Source organism: Streptomyces sp. NPDC020489 (assembly GCF_044386545.1).
Taxonomy (GTDB): domain Bacteria; phylum Actinomycetota; class Actinomycetes; order Streptomycetales; family Streptomycetaceae; genus Streptomyces.
The window spans coordinates 183,722-201,958 of record NZ_JBIRUZ010000011.1 but is presented as its reverse complement, the minus strand read 5'-3'; the positions used below and the strand labels follow the sequence as shown (position 1 = coordinate 201,958).

19 protein-coding genes, 5 tRNA genes and 1 pseudogene are annotated in these 18,237 nt (G+C 70.0%); 16 read left to right on the top strand and 9 right to left on the bottom strand.

All coding sequences use genetic code 11. The annotated features are described in order from the left end of the window. Positions 1-193: 193 nt before the first annotated feature. The 4 genes from ACH41F_RS28415 to ACH41F_RS28400 form a co-directional block, all read right to left on the bottom strand. The gene (locus tag ACH41F_RS28415) at positions 194-769 is read right to left on the bottom strand and encodes an ATP/GTP-binding protein (RefSeq protein ID WP_015657619.1); all 576 of its coding nucleotides are present in this window, start codon (positions 767-769) and stop codon (positions 194-196) included. Continuing rightward, the gene (locus ACH41F_RS28410) at positions 750-1,145 is read right to left on the bottom strand and encodes a DUF742 domain-containing protein (RefSeq protein ID WP_030611532.1); all 396 of its coding nucleotides are present in this window, start codon (positions 1,143-1,145) and stop codon (positions 750-752) included. The genes ACH41F_RS28415 and ACH41F_RS28410 overlap by 20 nt, the downstream gene beginning before the upstream one ends. A 110-nt stretch (positions 1,146-1,255) precedes the next feature. Then, positions 1,256-1,669, bottom strand: coding sequence for a roadblock/LC7 domain-containing protein (locus tag ACH41F_RS28405; RefSeq protein ID WP_003973453.1), 414 nt, complete (start codon positions 1,667-1,669; stop codon positions 1,256-1,258). Between the two features lie 9 nt (positions 1,670-1,678). Then, entirely contained in the window at positions 1,679-5,464 is a 3,786-nt protein-coding gene (locus ACH41F_RS28400; RefSeq protein WP_398838036.1) for a nitrate- and nitrite sensing domain-containing protein, read from the bottom strand. Positions 5,465-6,068: 604 nt separating this feature from the next. Here ACH41F_RS28400 and ACH41F_RS28395 point away from each other — a divergent pair. From ACH41F_RS28395 to gltX, 3 genes are all read left to right on the top strand, one after another. After that, positions 6,069-6,254, top strand: coding sequence for a hypothetical protein (locus tag ACH41F_RS28395; protein ID WP_391232537.1), 186 nt, complete (start codon positions 6,069-6,071; stop codon positions 6,252-6,254). Between the two features lie 143 nt (positions 6,255-6,397). Continuing rightward, positions 6,398-7,183 carry a fumarylacetoacetate hydrolase family protein gene (locus tag ACH41F_RS28390; RefSeq protein WP_391232535.1) on the top strand — a complete coding sequence of 262 codons (786 nt, stop codon included), beginning with the start codon at positions 6,398-6,400 and terminating at the stop codon, positions 7,181-7,183. Beyond that, positions 7,176-8,660: a glutamate--tRNA ligase gene (gene gltX, locus ACH41F_RS28385; RefSeq protein ID WP_391232534.1), complete on the top strand. Its 1,485-nt coding sequence runs from the start codon at positions 7,176-7,178 to the stop codon at positions 8,658-8,660. Before ACH41F_RS28390 ends, gltX begins: the two co-directional genes overlap by 8 nt. Before the next feature lie 56 nt (positions 8,661-8,716). Here gltX and ACH41F_RS28380 read toward each other — a convergent pair whose 3' ends face one another. Beyond that, a complete protein-coding gene (locus ACH41F_RS28380; protein WP_398838035.1) occupies positions 8,717-9,001 on the bottom strand; it encodes a hypothetical protein in 285 nt (94 codons plus the stop codon). Between the two features lie 57 nt (positions 9,002-9,058). On the opposite strand from ACH41F_RS28380, the pseudogene ACH41F_RS28375 reads away from it, so the two are divergent. The 6 genes and pseudogenes from ACH41F_RS28375 to ACH41F_RS28350 all read left to right on the top strand — a co-directional run. Beyond that, positions 9,059-9,151: pseudogene (locus tag ACH41F_RS28375) on the top strand (HAD family hydrolase); the annotation flags it as partial. A gap of 91 nt (positions 9,152-9,242) precedes the next feature. After that, a tRNA-Gln gene (locus ACH41F_RS28370) sits at positions 9,243-9,314 on the top strand. Between the two features lie 21 nt (positions 9,315-9,335). Next, positions 9,336-9,408, top strand: a tRNA-Glu gene (locus tag ACH41F_RS28365). 62 nt (positions 9,409-9,470) lie between these two features. After that, positions 9,471-9,543: transfer RNA gene (locus ACH41F_RS28360), tRNA-Glu, on the top strand. A 20-nt stretch (positions 9,544-9,563) separates the two neighbouring features. Then, positions 9,564-9,635 (top strand) — tRNA-Gln (locus ACH41F_RS28355). 44 nt (positions 9,636-9,679) lie between these two features. Further along, positions 9,680-9,752: transfer RNA gene (locus ACH41F_RS28350), tRNA-Glu, on the top strand. Positions 9,753-9,806: 54 nt separating this feature from the next. On the opposite strand, the gene ACH41F_RS28345 is transcribed toward ACH41F_RS28350, so the two are convergent. Then, complete coding sequence (locus ACH41F_RS28345) at positions 9,807-10,451, bottom strand: MerR family transcriptional regulator (protein ID WP_398838034.1); 645 nt, start codon at positions 10,449-10,451, stop codon at positions 9,807-9,809. 89 nt (positions 10,452-10,540) lie between these two features. Between ACH41F_RS28345 and ACH41F_RS28340 the strand changes: the two genes are divergently transcribed. Continuing rightward, a complete protein-coding gene (locus ACH41F_RS28340; protein ID WP_398838033.1) occupies positions 10,541-11,065 on the top strand; it encodes a DUF4188 domain-containing protein in 525 nt (174 codons plus the stop codon). 73 nt (positions 11,066-11,138) lie between these two features. On the opposite strand, the gene ndgR is transcribed toward ACH41F_RS28340, so the two are convergent. Further along, a complete protein-coding gene (ndgR, locus tag ACH41F_RS28335) occupies positions 11,139-11,855 on the bottom strand; it encodes an IclR family transcriptional regulator NdgR (protein WP_015036427.1) in 717 nt (238 codons plus the stop codon). A 191-nt stretch (positions 11,856-12,046) separates the two neighbouring features. On the opposite strand from ndgR, the gene leuC reads away from it, so the two are divergent. From leuC to ACH41F_RS28315, 4 genes are all read left to right on the top strand, one after another. Continuing rightward, the gene (gene leuC / locus ACH41F_RS28330) at positions 12,047-13,471 is read left to right on the top strand and encodes a 3-isopropylmalate dehydratase large subunit (RefSeq protein WP_398838031.1); all 1,425 of its coding nucleotides are present in this window, start codon (positions 12,047-12,049) and stop codon (positions 13,469-13,471) included. 6 nt (positions 13,472-13,477) lie between these two features. Beyond that, positions 13,478-14,071: a 3-isopropylmalate dehydratase small subunit gene (gene leuD / locus ACH41F_RS28325; RefSeq protein WP_391232528.1), complete on the top strand. Its 594-nt coding sequence runs from the start codon at positions 13,478-13,480 to the stop codon at positions 14,069-14,071. 265 nt (positions 14,072-14,336) lie between these two features. Next, complete coding sequence (locus tag ACH41F_RS28320) at positions 14,337-14,567, top strand: hypothetical protein (RefSeq protein ID WP_391232527.1); 231 nt, start codon at positions 14,337-14,339, stop codon at positions 14,565-14,567. 137 nt (positions 14,568-14,704) lie between these two features. Then, on the top strand, positions 14,705-15,364 hold the full coding sequence (locus ACH41F_RS28315) for an HU family DNA-binding protein (RefSeq protein ID WP_398838029.1): 660 nt from the start codon (positions 14,705-14,707) through the stop codon (positions 15,362-15,364). A gap of 87 nt (positions 15,365-15,451) precedes the next feature. Here ACH41F_RS28315 and ACH41F_RS28310 read toward each other — a convergent pair whose 3' ends face one another. Further along, the gene (locus tag ACH41F_RS28310; RefSeq protein WP_391232525.1) at positions 15,452-15,643 is read right to left on the bottom strand and encodes a hypothetical protein; all 192 of its coding nucleotides are present in this window, start codon (positions 15,641-15,643) and stop codon (positions 15,452-15,454) included. A gap of 10 nt (positions 15,644-15,653) precedes the next feature. Further along, entirely contained in the window at positions 15,654-16,292 is a 639-nt protein-coding gene (gene cofC, locus ACH41F_RS28305; RefSeq protein WP_398838026.1) for a 2-phospho-L-lactate guanylyltransferase, read from the bottom strand. Positions 16,293-16,447: 155 nt separating this feature from the next. On the opposite strand from cofC, the gene ACH41F_RS28300 reads away from it, so the two are divergent. Together ACH41F_RS28300 and ACH41F_RS28295 are read left to right on the top strand one after the other, a co-directional pair. Further along, the gene (locus ACH41F_RS28300; RefSeq protein WP_391232523.1) at positions 16,448-17,224 is read left to right on the top strand and encodes a 1-acyl-sn-glycerol-3-phosphate acyltransferase; all 777 of its coding nucleotides are present in this window, start codon (positions 16,448-16,450) and stop codon (positions 17,222-17,224) included. Then, positions 17,221-18,231 carry an NAD(P)H-dependent glycerol-3-phosphate dehydrogenase gene (locus ACH41F_RS28295; RefSeq protein ID WP_391232522.1) on the top strand — a complete coding sequence of 337 codons (1,011 nt, stop codon included), beginning with the start codon at positions 17,221-17,223 and terminating at the stop codon, positions 18,229-18,231. The genes ACH41F_RS28300 and ACH41F_RS28295 overlap by 4 nt, the downstream gene beginning before the upstream one ends. The last annotated feature ends 6 nt before the right edge of the window (positions 18,232-18,237 follow it).

Below are 18,237 nucleotides of genomic sequence, written 5' to 3'. Positions count from 1 at the left end.
GGTCATAAAGAGCGAGCCCCGTCAAAAGACGGGGCCTTCGTGCGCGCAGCGACACCGCTTGACAACGACGCGTGGCCATACCACCCGATTCCTCTGCCGAAACGTTATGAACACCGGGGCCGACCGTGTCAAAGGACACAGCCGGCTCCGGGACTCCTACGACAACTGCCGTATACAAGGGACGATTTGGGTGCTAGCGCAGGCGTGCCATCAAAGCGTGCTCCACCAGCGTGATCAGCGCACTCTTCGCATCCGAACGGTGCCGGGCGTCCGTGGTGATGATCGGGGTGTCCGGTCCGATCTGGAGCGCCTCGCGCACCTCCTCCGGGGCGTACGGCTGGTGCCCGTCGAAGCCGTTGAGGGCCACGACGAAGGGCAGACCGCTGTTCTCGAAGTAGTCGACCGCGGGGAAGCAGTCGGCGAGACGGCGGGTGTCCACCAGCACGACCGCGCCGATCGCGCCGCGGACCAGGTCGTCCCACATGAACCAGAAGCGGTCCTGGCCCGGCGTACCGAAGAGGTACAGGATCAGGTCCTGGTCGAGCGTGATGCGGCCGAAGTCCATGGCCACCGTGGTGGTGGTCTTGTCCCCGGTGTGCGTGAGGTCGTCGATCCCCGCGCTCGCCGAGGTCATCACGGCCTCGGTGCGCAGCGGGTTGATCTCGGAGACGGCGCCCACGAACGTGGTCTTGCCGACGCCGAAGCCGCCGGCCACCACGATCTTCGCGGAGGTGGTCGCCCGGCCTCCGTCAGAGCTTGCGAAGTCCACTGAGCACCCTTTCGAGCAGTGTCACGTCCGGGGCGCCGGTGCTCTCGTCGCCGCCCGGCTGGTGAATGGCGACAAGTCCGGCCTCGGCGAGGTCCGCGACGAGGATGCGGGCCACGCCGAGCGGCATGGCCAGCAGTGCCGACACCTCCGCCACCGACTTGACCTCACGGCACAGGTGGCAGATGCGCTGGTGCTCCGGGAGCAGCCCCATGAGCGCTGCCGGGTCGGCCGTCGTGCTGATCAGGGCCTCGATGGCGAGCTGGTAGCGCGGCCGGGTCCGGCCGCCGGTCATCGCGTACGGACGTACCAGCGGCTGGTCGCCCTCATCCTCGTACGGCTCCGCGTACGGATCATGAGAGGCGGTGGGCGGGGTCATGAATCCTCCGGGCGGGACAGCAAGTCGGTCGGTCAAGCCGTCTGACATGGCCTGTGGGGGGATTGTGGCGGCCGGACGGTGATGTGGTGAGACGGGTGGATCCGGGCCGGTCAGTGAAGCAGACTGCCCTGTAGTTCGGCGCGGAGATCGGGCGTGAGCACCGCTCCCGCGCGGTCGACGAGCAGTGCCATCTCGTAGCCGACGAGGCCGATGTCGCACTCGGGGTGTGCGAGCACGGCCAGCGAAGAGCCGTCCGAGACGGACATCAGGAACAGGAAGCCCCGCTCCATCTCGACGACCGTCTGTGCCACGTTGCCGCCCTCGAAGATCCGGGAGGCCCCGGCCGTCAGCGAGGTGAGTCCCGACGCGACGGCCGCCAGCTGGTCGGCACGGTCACGCGGGAAACCCTCGGACATCGCCAGCAGAAGGCCGTCGGCGGACACGACGACGGTGTGGGACACCCCGGGGGTGTTGTCCACGAAGTTGGTGATCAACCAGTTCAGGTTCTGTGCCGCCTGGCTCATCGGGCTCAACTAACGCTCCTGCTGGTGAGTGGGGCTCGGGAAGCTGCCCGTCTGGCCGGTGCCGGCCTGACGACCTTGTGCGATACCCCGACGGAGATTGGTCAGCCGGCCGCGTACGTCATCAGGCGCACGCGAGACCGCCGGACCGCTTTGGTGCTGTTGCTGCTGAGCCGTGCCCGGGACGAGGTTCGCCCGGGGCACCCGGCGCGGCAGACCGGAGGTGGTGACACCGCCGGCGGCCGGCTGCCGTACGCGCTCCGCCTGCCGAACGAGGTCGTCGTTCGGCGAGCTGCGCCACCCGGCGGTGGCCGCCGGACGCTGGGCAGGGGCCGCGGGGGTCTGCTGCTGCGGCGCCTCGGCCGGAGCGCTGTCCTGCCGCTGGTCCTGCTGACCCTGCTGACCGTGGAACCAGTTGGTCTCCAGGGTGTCGTACAGCGGCGTCCGCCCGTCGCCGCCACCGGGGGGCGCCGGAGGCAGTGCCTCGGGCTCCTGGCGGACGGGGCGCTGCGGACGCTGCGGGACCGGGGGACGCGGGGCGCCGAAGTCGGCGGGACCGTGCCCGACGTTCTGCTGCGGCCGCTCGAACTGACCGGTCTGCTGGGGGTTGTGGTGACCGGGCAGCGCGTGCTGGCCGGTGCTGGAGCCGCCGTCCTGGCCCGGCATCGGGAACTGGCCCGTGGAGCCGTTGTCGTAACCCTGCGGACTGGCGAACTGGCCCGTCGTGGCAGGGCCGTTGTGCGCCGGGGAGCCGTAGACGTCCGGGCGGACGTACGCGTCCGTGCCGCTGTGCGGGGCGTCGAACTCGGAGCGGGCGAACTGACCGGTGTTCTGCGGCGCGTTCTGCGGCGCGTCGAAGTCGGGGCGGGCGAACTCCGAGGTGGAGCCCGGACCCTGGTGACCGTCGAACCGGCCGATCGCGGGCATCTCCGTGGTGGCGCCCGGACCCTGCCGGTCGTCGATCCGCGGCATGCGGGACGTCTGCGAGGCGTCCTGCTCGTCATGGCCGCGCGGGGTGTCCAGCGAGGCCCGGGAGACCTGCGGCTGGGCGTTCTCGTCGCTCCAGCTCGGCGTCCGGGGCTGCTGGGCGTTGCCGCCGGGCAGCTCGGCCCGCGGACCGCCCCGGCCCGGGAGCTGACGCCCACGGCGACGGCCCTGCTGCTCGTTGCCGGAGTTGCCGGAGTTGCCGGAGTTGCCGACGGCGGGGGACTGCTGCGGCGGCACCGGACCGCGCCCGCCGCCGAAGGCGTTCTGCGGCGCGGACGTGCCCGCGGCCTGGAGGCCCTGCGGGGCGCCCGGCGCCTGACCGCCGAACCCGGCGCCCGCACCGGCGGGCGAGGGCCGGCCCTGCGCGGGGGCCGAGGGGGACTGCGGACCGCGCGCGCCACCCGGCGCACCCGGACGACCGCCGTTGCCCGTGCCCGGCAGCGCGGCCCGCGGCCCCTGACCGGTACCGAGCCGGCCACCGGACTGCGTACCCGCGCCGAGGACACCGCCACCGGCGGGCGCACCCGCGCCGAGCGGGCCGCCGCCCTGCTGGCCGCCACCGCGGCGGGCCGCGGCCACACCGGCGGCCGCCTGCGCGGCGGACGGGGCGCCACCGGCACCCTGACCGGGCTTGGGCTGCGGCTTCTTGCCGCCCTGGGCGACGTCGACGGGCAGCATGACCAGCGCGGTCGTACCACCGGAGTCGGACGGGCGGAGCTGGATGCGGATGCCGTGGCGCTGCGACAGCCGGCCGACCACGAACAGACCCATGCGGCGGGAGACGGAGACGTCCACGGTGGGCGGCGAGGCGAGCCGCTCGTTGATCGCGGCGAGGTCCTCGGGGGAGAGGCCGATGCCGGTGTCGTGGATCTCGATCAGGACGCGGCCGTCGGGCAGCGCGTGACCGGTGACCTTGACCTTGGTCTGCGGGGAGGAGAACGAGGTGGCGTTCTCCAGCAGCTCGGCGAGCAGGTGCACGAGGTCGTTGACGACCCGGCCGGCGACCTCGGTGGTCGGGACCGAGGACAACTCGATGCGCTCGTACTGCTCCACCTCGGAGGCGGCGGCGCGCAGCACGTCGACCAGCGGGACCGGGCGGGTCCAGCGGCGGCCGGGCTCCTCACCGGCGAGGACGAGGAGGTTCTCGCCGTTCCGGCGCATACGGGTCGCGAGGTGGTCCAGCTTGAACAGCGAGGACAGCTGGTCCGGGTCGGCCTCACGGGACTCGAGCTCGGAGATCAGCGACAGCTGGCGCTGGATGAGGCCCTGGGAGCGGCGCGAGAGGTTGGTGAACATCGCGTTGACGTTGCCCCGCAGCAGGGCCTGCTCGGCGGCGAGGCGGACGGCCTCGCGGTGCACGTCGTCGAAGGCCGCGGCCACCTTGCCGATCTCGTCACGGGAGTGCACACCGACCGACTCCACGGACGTGTCGACGTCCTGCGGGTCGGACTCGGACAGCTGCTTGACCAGCTCGGGCAGCCGGTCCGTGGCGACCTTGGTGGCGGTCTCCTCCAGCCGGCGCAGCGAGCGGATCATGGAGCGGGCCACGACGAAGGCGCCGACCAGCGAGATGCCGAGCACGAGCAGGATCAGCGCACCGGAGATGATCGCTTCCCGCTCGGACTCGTTGCGCAGCTCGCGGGCCTTCTGCTCCATCTCCTCGAGCAGCGTGTGCTCGATCTTGCCCATCTGGTCGATCTTGGTGGAGCTGTCGTCCAGCCAGTCCTTGTACGACCGCTTGTCCAGGTTCTCCAGACCGTCCTCGGACCGCAGGGCGCGGCTGGCGTAGGTCTCGGCGGACTCGATGGTCGCGTTGTTGTCGCTGATCGGGTCGAGCAGTTCGGCGGCGCCGCTGCTCTTGCCGTAGATCGCGACGAAGCTCTTGATGTCGGCTTCCTCGTTCTCGAACGCCGACTGGCCGTAGAGGCGGTCGTTCTCGGAGAGGTCGCCGAACTCGTTCTTGTTCGCGGGCAGGGCCGCGGCGAGGACCGCGCGCTGCACGGAGGCGTACTCCTTGGCGGCGGAGAAGGCCGCCAGGGCACGCGTGCGCTGGATCATCTCGGGGTTGCTGGTCGCCTGCGCCATGTCCTGCGACAGACCGAGCAGCTGCGTGATGAGGCGGTGGTACGCCTCCACCGTCTGGGTGGAGTTGCCCTGGGACTCGTACGCGGAGTTGCGGACCTGCTCGATGTCGCTCAGGTTGTGGACGAGCAGCACCAGGTTCTCGCGGATGCCCTGGAGGCTGCCGTCGTTGCTGTCGTCGATCTCCTCGGAGGCGTCGACGAAGTCTTCCCTGGCGCGGTCGGTCTTGTCCCGCAGCCCCTTGATCGTGTAGTCGGTCGCGCTGGAGCCGTGCGCCAGCGGTCCGGCCGACTGGTCGCGCTCCGCCTGGAGCGCGTCGGCCAGCGCCGTCGCCTGCTTGGTCATGTCCGTCAGCAGCTTCATGTTCTCGAGCTGCTGGATGTCGTCCATGTTGTCGCTGATGCGCAGCGCGCCCAGCGAGGTGGCCGCGACCACGGGCAGCGCGAGCAGCGAGACCAGACGCGTGGAGATACGCCAGTTGCGCAGCGCCATGCGCGAGCCGGGACCGGTCGGGTTCTTCGCCGGCTTGCCCGCCGGGGCGGCGGGGTTCGCGGGGCCGGAGGACGCCGTGCCGGGACGCCCGGAGCGGTCGCCTCCGTCGCCGGACGGGGCCGCCGGGCCCGGGTTCTGGGCGTGCTGGGGCGCGGAGCTGCCTTTCACGGGGCCAGTCCCGCCGTGCGGCTCCGGCTCCGCCGAAGCGCTGCCATCCCTCTTGAAACGTCCCTGCACTAGCGTCGCAACCTCTGGACCAGGCGCCCCTCCGCGTGAACGCAGGAGCACGGTGTCGGCGTACTAGGGGGCGTCCTGAATTACGCCCCCCGATGGTCGTGAGTGACCGGCGCTGGTTCCCCCTTCTCGCCGCCACTCGGCGCGCGAAGCGCCCCCTGTGCGCCGGCTCGTTCCTGCGGCGGTCCGTGAGATTCCAGCACAGTGCCGGATCTCCAACAAGGGCCGTAGGCCAGGCTGTGACCTCCGTGACAGCACGTGAGGGATGGGTTACCAGCCGTAGAAAGTGATCCGCCCCAAACCGGACGTACCCGGGCGGAACCCTGTCATGGCACGGGTGTCCCAGTCGCCATGATCAGGAGCGGAATGGTGGCTTCAGGGGGTCAATGTCCGTTTCGTTAGGGTGAGTTGCGGGCCTGAATTGACCGGTTTGCGCCCAGGCTGGTGAGCAAACTCACACGGGGATCATGGGGTCTTCACGCCTTCGAAGGGGAATCCCATGTTTAGCCTGACGCTTTACAAGACGTAACACTTTGACAACCCGCGCCCCCCGGCGGCCCCTTGAGGCCCCGCCCGGCGCCCGACGACGACAAGGTTCCGTACAACCGTGAAGACGACGATGATGTTCCGCAACATTGCCAACCCGCGGCGCACGACGCTGGCGCACCTCGAGGACGCCGACGACCTGCGGACCCCGGAGCTCCCGGAGCACGCCGTCGACCTCCCGGCCCAGACGGCCAACCCGCGCCGCACGGTCCTGATGGACGTCCCGGTCACCGCCGCCGCCGAGTAGATCACAGCCGTACGACCGTCCGGGCGCCCGCCGTGACTCCGAGGCGCCCACCCGCAGGGGTGCCCAAAGGCTCTGGGCACCCCTCCCCGCGTTAGCCTGGAGCGTCAGACTCCAGCCAGCTCAGTGAGGGGCCCAGGAATCCCGTGCGCATCGCCAGATTCTCCATCGACGGGAACGTCGCCTTCGGCGCGGTCGAGGGTGACAAGCCCGAGGAGCTCGTCCTCGACATCATCAAGGGCATCCCGTTCGCGGACTTCGAGCTCTCCGGCACCAAGGTCCCGCTGAGCAAGGTCAGGCTGCTGCCGCCGGTGCTCCCCAACAAGGTCGTGGCCTTCGGCCGCAACTACGCCGAGCACGCGCGCGAACTCGGCAACGAGGTCCCCGACGCCCCGTTCGCCTTCTTCAAGCCCTCCACCTCGGTGATCGGCCCCGGCGACGAGATCCGGTACCCCTCCTTCTCCGAGGACGTCCACCACGAGGCCGAACTGGCCGTCGTCATCGGCCGCATGTGCCGCGAGGTCCCGCGTGACCGCGTCAAGGACGTCATCTTCGGCTTCACCTGCGCGAACGACATCACCGCCCGTGACGTCCAGAAGCGCGAGAAGCAGTGGGCCCGGGCGAAGGGCTTCGACAGCTCCTGCCCGCTGGGCCCCTGGGTGGAGACGGACCTGGACCTGAAGACGGCCTCGGACCTGACGATCCAGCTCACCGTCAACGGCGAGCAGCGCCAGCTCGGCCGCACCAGCGAGATGATCCACGGCATCGAGGATCTGATCGTCAACATCTCCGAGGCCATGACGCTGCTCCCCGGCGACGTCATCCTCACGGGCACCCCGGCAGGCGTCGGACCGCTCACCGTCGGCGACGAGGTCGCCGTCACCATCGAAGGCATCGGCACTCTCACCAACAAGGTTGTCAAGCGTGGCTAGCGCACCCGTCCCCCCCGTCCGCGTCCGGTTCTGCCCCTCGCCCACCGGCAACCCCCACGTGGGCCTGGTCCGCACCGCCCTGTTCAACTGGGCGTTCGCCAAGCACCACCAGGGCACGCTCGTCTTCCGCATCGAGGACACCGACGCGGCCCGCGACTCCGAGGAGTCCTACACCCAGCTGCTCGACTCGATGCGCTGGCTGGGCTTCGACTGGGACGAGGGCCCCGAGGTCGGCGGCCCGCACGCGCCGTACCGTCAGTCGCAGCGCATGGACCTCTACAAGGACGTCGCGGCCAAGCTCCTGGACGCCGGCCACGCCTACCGCTGCTACTGCTCCCAGGAGGAGCTGGACACCCGCCGCGAGGCCGCCCGCGCCGCCGGCAAGCCCTCCGGCTACGACGGCCACTGCCGCGACCTGACCGACGCGCAGGTCGAGGAGTACCAGGCCCAGGGCCGTGCCCCGATCGTCCGCTTCCGCATGCCCGACGAGACGATCACCTTCACGGACCTGGTCCGCGGGGAGCTGACCTTCACCCCGGAGAACGTCCCGGACTACGGCATCGTCCGCGCCAACGGAGCCCCGCTCTACACCCTGGTCAACCCGGTCGACGACGCCCTGATGGAGATCACCCACGTCCTGCGCGGCGAGGACCTGCTCTCCTCCACGCCCCGCCAGATCGCCCTCTACAAGGCGCTCATCGAGCTCGGCATCGCCAAGGGCATCCCGCACTTCGGCCACCTGCCGTACGTCATGGGCGAGGGCAACAAGAAGCTCTCCAAGCGCGACCCGCAGTCCTCGCTCAACCTCTACCGCGAGCGCGGCTTCCTCCCCGAGGGGCTGCTCAACTACCTCTCGCTGCTCGGCTGGTCCCTCTCGGCCGACCAGGACATCTTCACGATGGACGAGATGGTCGCCGCCTTCGACGTCGCCGACGTGAACCCCAACCCGGCGCGCTTCGACCTGAAGAAGTGCGAGGCGATCAACGCCGACCACATCCGCCTGCTGGACGTGAAGGACTTCACCGAGCGCTGCGCCCCCTGGCTCAGGGCCCCGTTCGCCCCGTGGGCGCCGGAGGACTTCGACGAGGCGAAGTGGCAGGCGGTCGCCCCGCACGCGCAGACCCGTCTGAAGGTCCTGTCGGAGATCACGGACAACGTCGACTTCCTGTTCCTGCCCGAGCCGGTCTTCGACGAGCCGAGCTGGACGAAGGCCATGAAGGAGGGCAGCGACGCCCTCCTCGCGACGGCCCGCGAGAAGCTCCAGGCCGCGGACTGGACCTCGGCGGAGTCCCTGAAGGAGGCCGTCCTGGCCGCCGGCGAGGCGCACGGCCTCAAGCTCGGCAAGGCCCAGGCCCCGGTCCGCGTGGCCGTCACCGGCCGCACGGTCGGCCTGCCCCTCTTCGAGTCCCTGGAGATCCTGGGCAAGGAGACGACGCTGGCCCGCATCGACGCGGCCCTGGCGAAGCTGGCCGCGTAGCGGACACCTGAGGGGCGGTACCCGGTGGTTCCGGGTACCGCCCCTTGGCGTGTCGGTTACACCGCGTCCGTCTCGTCGACGAGGTAGGCGCTCTCGTCGAAGATCTCCAGCACGACGACGACCATGACCGCGCCGGCAACCATGTACTCCAGCATCACGCCACGGGCGACGTACGCCCTGCGCAGGTGTTCGTCCGGGCCGAGCTGCGCCGTCGAGGTCTTCCGGAACGGGTCGCGGGCCAGTACGCGCACGGCTCTGGCCACCTGGGCCCTGCGCTCGCCGGGCAGGGCGTCGTACGCCGCGCGGGCCTCGACGGTGAACTGGACCCGGTACTCGCTCATGGCCCCAGCGTGCCAGCAGCGTCAGGTCGCCGTCCCGGCCTCTTCCCCGACGTCCTGCCCGCCGGCCTCCACCGGATCGCCACCCTCGGCGAACTCCCCGCGCTCCTCGGCGCGGATACCCGTTTTGGAGCCCCGTCCACCTTCGGGTAATGTTCTTCCTGCGCCGAGGGGAGCGGGCCGAGAGGTCGGAAACCCGGAGCGTACAACTAGAACAAGATCCCCCTCGGGGCTTGCGTTCCAGTGGCCTATGGTGTAATTGGCAGCACGACTGATTCTGGTTCAGTTAGTCTTGGTTCGAGTCCAGGTAGGCCAGCTCGCAGAGCTCATCTGCAAAGCCCCCGTTGTGTAGCGGCCTAGCACGCTGCCCTCTCAAGGCAGTAGCGCCGGTTCGAATCCGGTCGGGGGTACAGATCCTTCCCGCGAAGGTGGCTCGGGTAGCTCCCACCACCATCGACGCAGGATCGCTAGGGCCCCCGTTGTGTAGCGGCCTAGCACGCCGCCCTCTCAAGGCGGTAGCGCCGGTTCGAATCCGGTCGGGGGTACTGACTGGTCTAAACCACATTGGTCTATGGTGTAATTGGCAGCACGACTGATTCTGGTTCAGTTAGTCTTGGTTCGAGTCCAGGTAGACCAGCTCGGACCTGCGGCGATGTAGTACTCAACGCCAGCAGGCTCCACGCCCCCGTTGTGTAGCGGCCTAGCACGCCGCCCTCTCAAGGCGGTAGCGCCGGTTCGAATCCGGTCGGGGGTACGCAGCGAGAAGGCCCTCCACTTCGGTGGGGGGCCTTCGTCGTTCCCGCGGGACCTACTCGAAGCCGTACCGCCGCGTCGACTCCTCCTCCTGTGCCAGCCGGTGCAGCGCCCGCAGCATCGGGTCGACGAGGACCACACCCAGCACCGCGACCTCCGCCTTCTCCGCCTCGGAGACGTGCGACTCCATGAACTCCAGGTCCAGCCGCGCCACTTGGTGCATCAGCCGGGCGTAGGGCACGAGGGTCTCGGGGCTCCAGTCGTAGCCGAGTCGGCGCAGCGCGGCCGCCGCCACCACCAGGGAGCGGAAGGCGGGGGAGAGCGGGGCCAGGGACTGCGCGTTGGACCAGCCCAGGGTGGCGAGCAGTTCCTCCATCGCGAGCCGTGCGCCCTGGACGAACTCGTCCTCCGCGTCCGGTTCCGGCACCTGGGGCAGCGCCCAGACCGAGGCGCCCAGGCGGAGGGCGCGGGGCAGTGAGTCGTCGTCGACGTGTCCAAGCACCTCCCGCACCGTCGCCACCGGCACCCGGCCGACCTGGATCATCGCGCGGATCAGCCGCAGCCTGCGCAGGTGCTCCTCGTCGTACTCGGCCGTCGTCGCGTTGACCTGCCGGCCGGGGGCCAACAGCCCTTCGCGCAGGTAGTACTTGATCGTCGCGGTGGACACCCCGCTGCGCTCGCTCAGTTCGGCCAGCCGCATGCCTTGCGCCTTTCATTGGGGAGTGCCACTATCCAAGCACCGCTTACAAGGATAGTGCCGCTATCCGACAGGGGAAACGGGGGCTCGTCATGTTCGCCAGGCCGGTCTCGGGCCGTACCACCGCGGACGCCGAGGGCGACGTGGTCGTCCTGCTGATCGGCATGCGCATCAACCACTTCTGGGCGGTGCACCACTGGCTGCCGGTGCTGGCGGGCATGCCGCGGATGCTGCGCGAGCTGGGGAAGGCGCCCGAGCGCGGTCTGCTCGGCCACGTCCTGCTGACGGCCTCGCCGCGGACGTACTACGTCGTTCAGTACTGGGAGTCCAAGGAGAAGCTGTACGCCTACGCGCACGCGCCCGACATGTTCCACCGGCGGGCCTGGGGAGCCCTCAACCGCAAGGAACGGAAGGGCAGGCTCCGGCAGCATGTGGGGCTGTGGCACGAGGCCTACGTGGTGCCCGAGGGGTCGTACGAGTCGATCTACGTCGACATGCCGGCCTTCGGGCTGGCGGCCGCGCACGGTCAGGTGCCGCTGGAGCGGCGGGGCCGTACCGCGAACGACCGGTTCGCGCACCGGTCGGCGGGGGCGAAGGTGGCCGAAGGAGCCAACTGACGGGGGGATCGGGGGACGGGGAGGGCCTGCCGCGGCGTTGGGGCAGGTCCTCCCCGCTGGTCGTGTCCCGAGGTCAGCCGGTGCGGCGCAGCGCCTCCGAGAGGCGGGCGGCGGCGTCGATGACCGCCTGGGCGTGCATACGGCCCGGGTGGCGCGTCAGGCGCTCGATGGGGCCGGAGACCGACACGGCGGCCACCACGCGGTTGGAGGGGCCGCGCACGGGCGCGGAGACGGACGCGACGCCCGGCTCGCGCTCGCCGATCGACTGGGCCCAGCCGCGGCGCCGTACGCCCGACAGGGCCGTCGCCGTGAAGCGGGCGCCCTGAAGCCCCCGGTGCAGGCGCTCGGGCTCCTCCCAGGCCATCAGGATCTGGGCCGAGGAGCCGGCCTTCATGGTGAGCGTCGAGCCGACCGGGACGGTGTCCCGCAGGCCGGACAGGCGCTCGGCCGCGGCGACGCAGATGCGCATGTCGCCCTGGCGGCGGTAGAGCTGCGCGCTCTCGCCCGTGACGTCCCGCAGGTGGGTGAGGACCGGGCCGGCGGTGGCGAGGAGGCGGTCCTCACCCGCGGCCGCAGCCAGTTCCGCCAGGCGGGGGCCGAGAATGAAACGGCCCTGCATGTCGCGCGCCACCATGCGGTGGTGTTCCAGGGCCACGGCCAGCCGGTGGGCCGTGGGTCGTGCCAGTCCGGTGGCCGCCACAAGCCCCGCGAGGGTGGCCGGACCGGACTCCAGGGCGCTGAGGACAAGGGCTGCCTTGTCCAGAACGCCGACGCCGCTACTGTTGTCCATGCAACGATACTCACGTCTCACTCTGTGAAACGCAAGTTCCTTTTTTCGTGAGACGCGCAACCCTTGGACATACAGCGGCCCGCGGACCAAACGGGCCTGGCGGCGGCTGCCCGGACAACAGGGGGCACGGGCACCGCTTCCTGAAGATCTCTAGTTGGGTCGGCGCACCTTTGCCGGCCGGAGGGAAAGCGATGGGTAGGACACTCGCGGAGAAGGTCTGGGACGACCATGTCGTCCGGCGCGCCGAGGGCGAGCCCGACCTCCTCTTCATCGATCTGCACCTGCTGCACGAGGTGACCAGCCCGCAGGCCTTCGACGGTCTGCGCAAGAGCGGTCGCCAGGTGCGTCGGCTCGACCTGACCATCGCCACCGAGGACCACAACACCCCGACCCTCGACATCGACAAGCCCATCGCGGACCCGGTCTCCCGGATCCAGCTGGAGACGCTGCGCAAGAACTGCGCCGACTTCGGTGTGCGCCTGCACCCGCTGGGCGACGTCGAGCAGGGCGTCGTGCACGTCGTCGGCCCGCAGCTGGGCCTGACCCAGCCCGGCATGACCGTGGTCTGCGGTGACTCCCACACCTCCACGCACGGCGCCTTCGGCGGTCTGGCGTTCGGCATCGGCACCTCCCAGGTCGAGCACGTGCTGGCCACCCAGACGCTGCCGCTGGTCCGCCCGAAGACCATGGCCATCACGGTCAACGGCGAACTGCCCGACGGCGTCACCGCCAAGGACCTGATCCTGGCGATCATCGCCAGGATCGGTACGGGTGGCGGCCAGGGCTATGTCCTGGAGTACCGCGGCCCCGCCATCGAGAAGCTCTCGATGGAGGCCCGGATGACCATCTGCAACATGTCGATCGAGGCCGGTGCCCGCGCGGGCATGATCGCCCCCGACCAGACCACCTTCGACTACCTCGAGGGCCGCCCGCACGCGCCCAAGGGCGAGGACTGGGACGCGGCCGTCGCGTACTGGAGGACCCTGAAGACGGACGACGACGCCGAGTTCGACGCCGAGGTCGTCATCGAGGCCGCCGAACTGTCGCCGTTCGTCACCTGGGGCACCAACCCCGGCCAGGGCGCGCCGCTTTCGGCGAACGTCCCCGATCCCGCTTCGTACGAAGACGCTTCGGAGCGCCTCGCCGCCGAAAAGGCCCTGGAATACATGGGGTTGGAGGCCGGTCAGCCGCTGCGCTCCATCAAGGTGGACACCGTCTTCGTAGGTTCATGCACCAACGGCCGTATCGAGGACCTGCGCGCGGCGGCCGAGCTCGTCAAGGGCCGCAAAGTCGCCGACGGCGTACGGATGCTGGTCGTCCCGGGCTCCGCGCGGGTCGGTCTCCAGGCCGTCTCCGAGGGCCTGGACGTCGTCTTCAAGGAGGCCGGCGCCGAATGGCGGCACGCGGGCTGCTCGATGTGTCTGGGCATGAACCCGGACCAGCTGGCGCCCGGTGAGCGCTCCGCGTCCACCTCCAACCGCAACTTCGAGGGCCGGCAGGGCAAGGGCGGTCGTACGCACCTGGTGTCACCGCAGGTCGCGGCCGCGACCGCCGTGCTGGGCCATCTGGCCTCGCCCGCCGACCTGTCCGACGCCCCTGTCGCCGCTGGAGTCTGATCAGTCATGGAAGCATTCACCACGCACACCGGCCGGGCCGTCCCGCTGCGCCGCTCCAACGTCGACACCGACCAGATCATCCCTGCTCACTGGCTCAAGAAGGTGACCAGGGACGGTTTCGAGGACGGGCTGTTCGAGGCCTGGCGCAAGGACGAGACGTTCATCCTCAACCAGCCGGAGCGCAAGGGCGCCACGGTCCTGGTCGCCGGTCCCGACTTCGGCACCGGTTCCTCCCGCGAGCACGCGGTGTGGGCCCTGCAGAACTACGGCTTCAAGGCCGTCATCTCCTCCCGGTTCGCCGACATCTTCCGCGGCAACTCGCTCAAGAACGGCCTGCTCACGGTGGTTCTGGACCAGAAGATCGTGGACGCCCTCCAGGAGCTCACCGAGAAGGACCCCACGGCCGAGGTCACGGTCGACCTTGAGGCCCGCGAGGTGCGCGCCGAGGGCATCACCGCCGCCTTCGAGCTCGACGAGAACGCCCGCTGGCGGCTGCTGAACGGTCTGGACGACATCTCCATCACCCTCCAGAACGAGGAGGACATCGCCGCCTACGAGGCCAAGCGCCCCTCGTACAAGCCGCGGACGCTGCAGGTCTGACCCGGAGCCGCCCAACAGGTCGAATTCCGGCCACCGCAACACCCCCGCCGTACCCCCGATCAGCCCGATCGGGGGTACGGCTGTGTCTGCACCCGAACGGCCCTGCACGCCCGCGCGGGCGCCCTCAACTTCCCACGTTAGGCGGGGTGTTGCCGGGGTACGCGACCTGTACAGCCGCGACTTCCGCAAGAGCCCGGAAGGCCGTTTGAGGCGGCAGTTGCACCCTGAGCAGGCGACAACTCGCCCCAGATGGCACAATCTGTGCATGGAACACGACGGCCAACTCGAGCTCTATACGGCAGTCGCGGACCAACTCAAGGAAGCGCACACAACAGTGCGCGCACTGCAAGTCCCGGAGGGCGTACGGATGGCGCTGACCCGGAAGCTGCTGGTCATTACGGCCGCGGCCAAGCACGATCTCGCCGATGCGGCAAGGCGTCTGGAGGCCTTCACGGCGGACCTCGACGCGGGTCGAATCCCCGAAGAGGAACGCTGAACAAGTCCGAGACCACCGAACCCGTTGCGGCACAAGGGTGATAAGCCCGTTTCGTGTTTGATTTGCGGTATATATCTGCCTAACGTGCGAAAACGCTTGAACACTTACGTTCTGGCAATGTCTCCGAAGGGGAAGACGTGAACAAGGCGCAGCTCGTAGAAGCGATTGCCGACAAGGTCGGTGGCCGTCAGCAGGCCGCCGACGCGGTCGACGCGGTCCTGGACGCCATCGTCCGCGCGGTCGTCGGCGGGGACCGGGTCTCGGTCACCGGCTTCGGTTCGTTCGAGAAGGTCGACCGGCCGGCCCGGTACGCCCGCAACCCCCAGACGGGCGAGCGGGTTCGGGTCAAGAAGACCTCTGTTCCGCGCTTCCGCGCCGGCCAGGGCTTCAAGGACCTGGTGAGCGGCTCGAAGAAGCTCCCGCGCGGCGGCGAGGTCGCCGTCAAGAAGGCTCCCAAGGGCAGCCTGACCGGCGGTTCTTCGGCGACGGTCAAGAAGGCCGCCGCGAAGAAGGCCGCCCCGGCGAAGAAGGCGACCGCGGCCGCGAAGAAGACCACGGCGAAGAAGACGACCGCCAAGAAGACCACGGCGACCGCCAAGAAGACCACGGCGAAGAAGACGACCGCCAAGAAGACCACGGGCGCCGCCAAGACCACCACCGCGAAGAAGACCACCGCCAAGAAGGCGACGGCCAACAAGTCGGCCCCGGCGAAGAAGGCGACGGCCAAGAAGGCCCCCGCCAAGAAGTCGGCGGCCCGCACCACCACCGCCAAGAAGACCACCGCCCGCAAGAGGTAAGGGCGCACCGGTACTCACGCGCCGGGCCGGACTCCGTGACGGAGTCCGGCCCGCGGCGTGTTCAGGGGGCTTTCACGAGCTCCGGTCTCAGAAGGTCTGGAGGGTCACCAGAGTGACCCGGGAGCCGTCCATCTCGATGCGCACCCGCTGCCCCGGGCGCAGCAGCCGCAGACCGCCCGCGTCGAACGCCGGTCCGTCGAAGGGCACGGGAGTGCCGTCGTCGAGGAGCACCTGGCCGCTGCGGGTCTCGGGGTCGTACGTGTAAGCGGTCGCCTGCATGGCAGGCAGCCTACTGCCCGGGGATCAGCAGCCGGGCCGTCGCCGCCGCCGTCCGGGGCCCCACCCCGAGCGCCAACGCCGCCCGCAGGTCCTCGGCGGTGTCCACGTCCTGGCGTACCGAGTCCACCCCGGGCAGGCTCAGTTCCGCCGCCCCCGACCCGCGATGCCGGGCCCGGGAATCCGTGCCGAATGCCGGGCGCAATTCCTGCCCCTTCCCGGCGGCCAGCAGTGTCGTACCGATTGCGGCCGCATCCGGGAGAAAAGCACGGGGAAATTCCGTGGCCGCGTCCAGGACCCGGGCCAATTCCAGGGGGCGCAGGGCCGGCAGATCGGCGTTGAGGGCCGCCACCGCGCTTTCCGGGTGCGCGGCCCGTACGGCCGCCGCCCCGTACGCCAGCGCCGCGTTCAGGCCGCCCAGCGGCTCGTCCGGCACGATCCGGGCCCCCAGGGCTGCCAGCTCCCGTGCGGCCAGGGCGTCGTCCGTGACGACCGCCACATCCCTGACGGCGGGGCTGGCCAGCGCGGCTGCCACCGTGTCCTGGGCGAAGGCGAGGGCCAGGCCCGGGCGCAGCCCGTCGTCGGCGGTGTCCGAGAGCCTGCTCTTCGCCCGCGCCAAGGGCTTCAGGGGTATGACCAAGGTCCACTGCACGAGCGTTCCGTCCCTCTCTTGTCGCGAGCATTGTCACTCAGCCGTCACCTGGTCCATCTGGCGGTCGTCGCCGCTAGGCGTACGGTGTTCTCGACAGACCGGCGGCCTGGGGCGACACTTGTGCGGCCCTCAAGGCCCTAGAGGAAGGTGTCCGCGTGCCCCGCCGCAGAATCGGCTTCTGGTACCGCCTGGCAGCGGTGATCGCCAAACCGCCGCTGGTGGTTCTGATCAAGCGGGACTGGCGCGGAATGGAGAACATTCCGGCCGACGGTGGATTTATCACCGCGGTGAACCACAATTCGCACGTCGATCCCTTCGCCTACGCACACTTTCAGTACAACACCGGCCGTGTTCCGCGATTCCTCGCGAAGAGCGCTCTTTTCAAGAAGGGATTCGTCGGGGCCGTCATGCGCGGCACCGGGCAGATCCCCGTCTATCGCGAGACCACGGACGCGCTGAGCGCCTTCCGGGCCGCGATCGCCGCGGTGGAGCGCGGTGAGTGCGTCGCCTTCTATCCCGAGGGCACCATCACCCGGGACCCCGACCAGTGGCCCATGACCGGCAAGACGGGCGCCGCGCGCGTGGCGTTGCAGACCAGGTGCCCGGTGATCCCGGTCGCGCAGTGGGGCGCCAACGAACTGCTGCCGCCGTACGCCAAGAAGCTCAACCTCCGTCCCCGCAAGACCTCGCACGTCCTCGCGGGCCCCCCGGTGGACCTCTCCCGCTTCTACGACAAGGAGATGACCCCGGAACTGCTGAAGGAGGCGACCGAGGTCATCATGGCCGCCATCACCCGCCAGCTGGAGGAGATCCGCGGCGCGAAGGCGCCCGAGACACCCTACGACCCGCGCCAGGAGCGGATCGAGCAGCGGCGCAGGACCTCCGCGCAGACTCTGCCGAAGGTCGAGCAGGAAGAGGGGCGGGGCAAGTGAGCAAGCCCGTCAAGGCGGCCGTCTTCGGCACCGGGTCGTGGGGTACCGCGTTCGGCATGGTGCTCGCCGACGCGGGCTGCGAGGTCACCCTGTGGGGCCGCCGCGCCGAACTCGCGGAAGCGGTCAACTCCACGCGCACCAACCCCGACTACCTTCCCGGCGTCGAACTCCCGGTGAACCTGCGGGCGACGACGGACGCCGCCGAGGCCGCGCGTGACGCCGACTTCACCGTTCTCGCCGTCCCCTCGCAGACGTTGCGCGGCAACCTCGCCGAGTGGGTGCCGCTGCTCGCGCCCGACACGGTCCTCGTCTCGCTGATGAAGGGCGTCGAACTCGGCTCCGCCATGCGGATGAGCGAGGTGATCGAGGACGTCGCCAAGGTCGGCCGGGACCGCATCGCGGTGGTCACCGGACCCAACCTCGCCCGCGAGATCGCCGCCCGGATGCCGGCCGCCGCGGTCGTCGCGTGCACCGACGAGTCGGTGGCCCGGCGGCTCCAGGCGGCTTGCCACACGCCGTACTTCAGGCCGTACACCGAGACGGACGTCATCGGGTGCGAGCTGGGCGGTGCCGTGAAGAACGTCATCGGGCTCGCCGTCGGCATCGCGGACGGCATGGGGCTCGGCGACAACACCAAGGGCTCGCTCATCACGCGCGGCCTCGCCGAGACGATGCGCCTCGGGCTCGCGATGGGCGCCGACCCGCTGACGTTCTCCGGACTCGCCGGTCTCGGCGACCTGGTGGCGACCTGCTCCTCGCCGCTGTCGCGCAACCACACCTTCGGCACCAACCTCGGCAAGGGCATGACGCTTCAGGAGACCATCGCGGTCACCAAGCAGACCGCCGAGGGCGTCAAGTCCTGTGAGTCCGTGCTGGATCTGGCCCGCAGGCACCACGTCGACATGCCGATCACCGAGACGGTCGTCGCCATCGTGCACGAGGGCAAGCCTCCCGTGGTCGCCGTCAAGGAGCTGATGTCGCGCAGCGCGAAGCCCGAACGACGCTGAGCGATA

Bases quoted from the DNA above. Each gene is read 5' to 3' on its own strand.
- ACH41F_RS28410 (WP_030611532.1), bottom strand. From the start codon at position 1,145: ATGACCCCGCCCACCGCCTCTCATGATCCGTACGCGGAGCCGTACGAG.
- ACH41F_RS28405 (WP_003973453.1), bottom strand. From the start codon at position 1,669: ATGAGCCAGGCGGCACAGAACCTGAACTGGTTGATCACCAACTTCGTG.
- ACH41F_RS28380 (WP_398838035.1), bottom strand. From the start codon at position 9,001: ATGAGCGAGTACCGGGTCCAGTTCACCGTCGAGGCCCGCGCGGCGTAC.
- ACH41F_RS28345 (WP_398838034.1), bottom strand. From the start codon at position 10,451: ATGCGGCTGGCCGAACTGAGCGAGCGCAGCGGGGTGTCCACCGCGACG.
- ACH41F_RS28340 (WP_398838033.1), top strand. From the start codon at position 10,541: ATGTTCGCCAGGCCGGTCTCGGGCCGTACCACCGCGGACGCCGAGGGC.
- ndgR (WP_015036427.1), bottom strand. From the start codon at position 11,855: ATGGACAACAGTAGCGGCGTCGGCGTTCTGGACAAGGCAGCCCTTGTC.
- leuC (WP_398838031.1), top strand. From the start codon at position 12,047: ATGGGTAGGACACTCGCGGAGAAGGTCTGGGACGACCATGTCGTCCGG.
- leuD (WP_391232528.1), top strand. From the start codon at position 13,478: ATGGAAGCATTCACCACGCACACCGGCCGGGCCGTCCCGCTGCGCCGC.
- ACH41F_RS28320 (WP_391232527.1), top strand. From the start codon at position 14,337: ATGGAACACGACGGCCAACTCGAGCTCTATACGGCAGTCGCGGACCAA.
- ACH41F_RS28310 (WP_391232525.1), bottom strand. From the start codon at position 15,643: ATGCAGGCGACCGCTTACACGTACGACCCCGAGACCCGCAGCGGCCAG.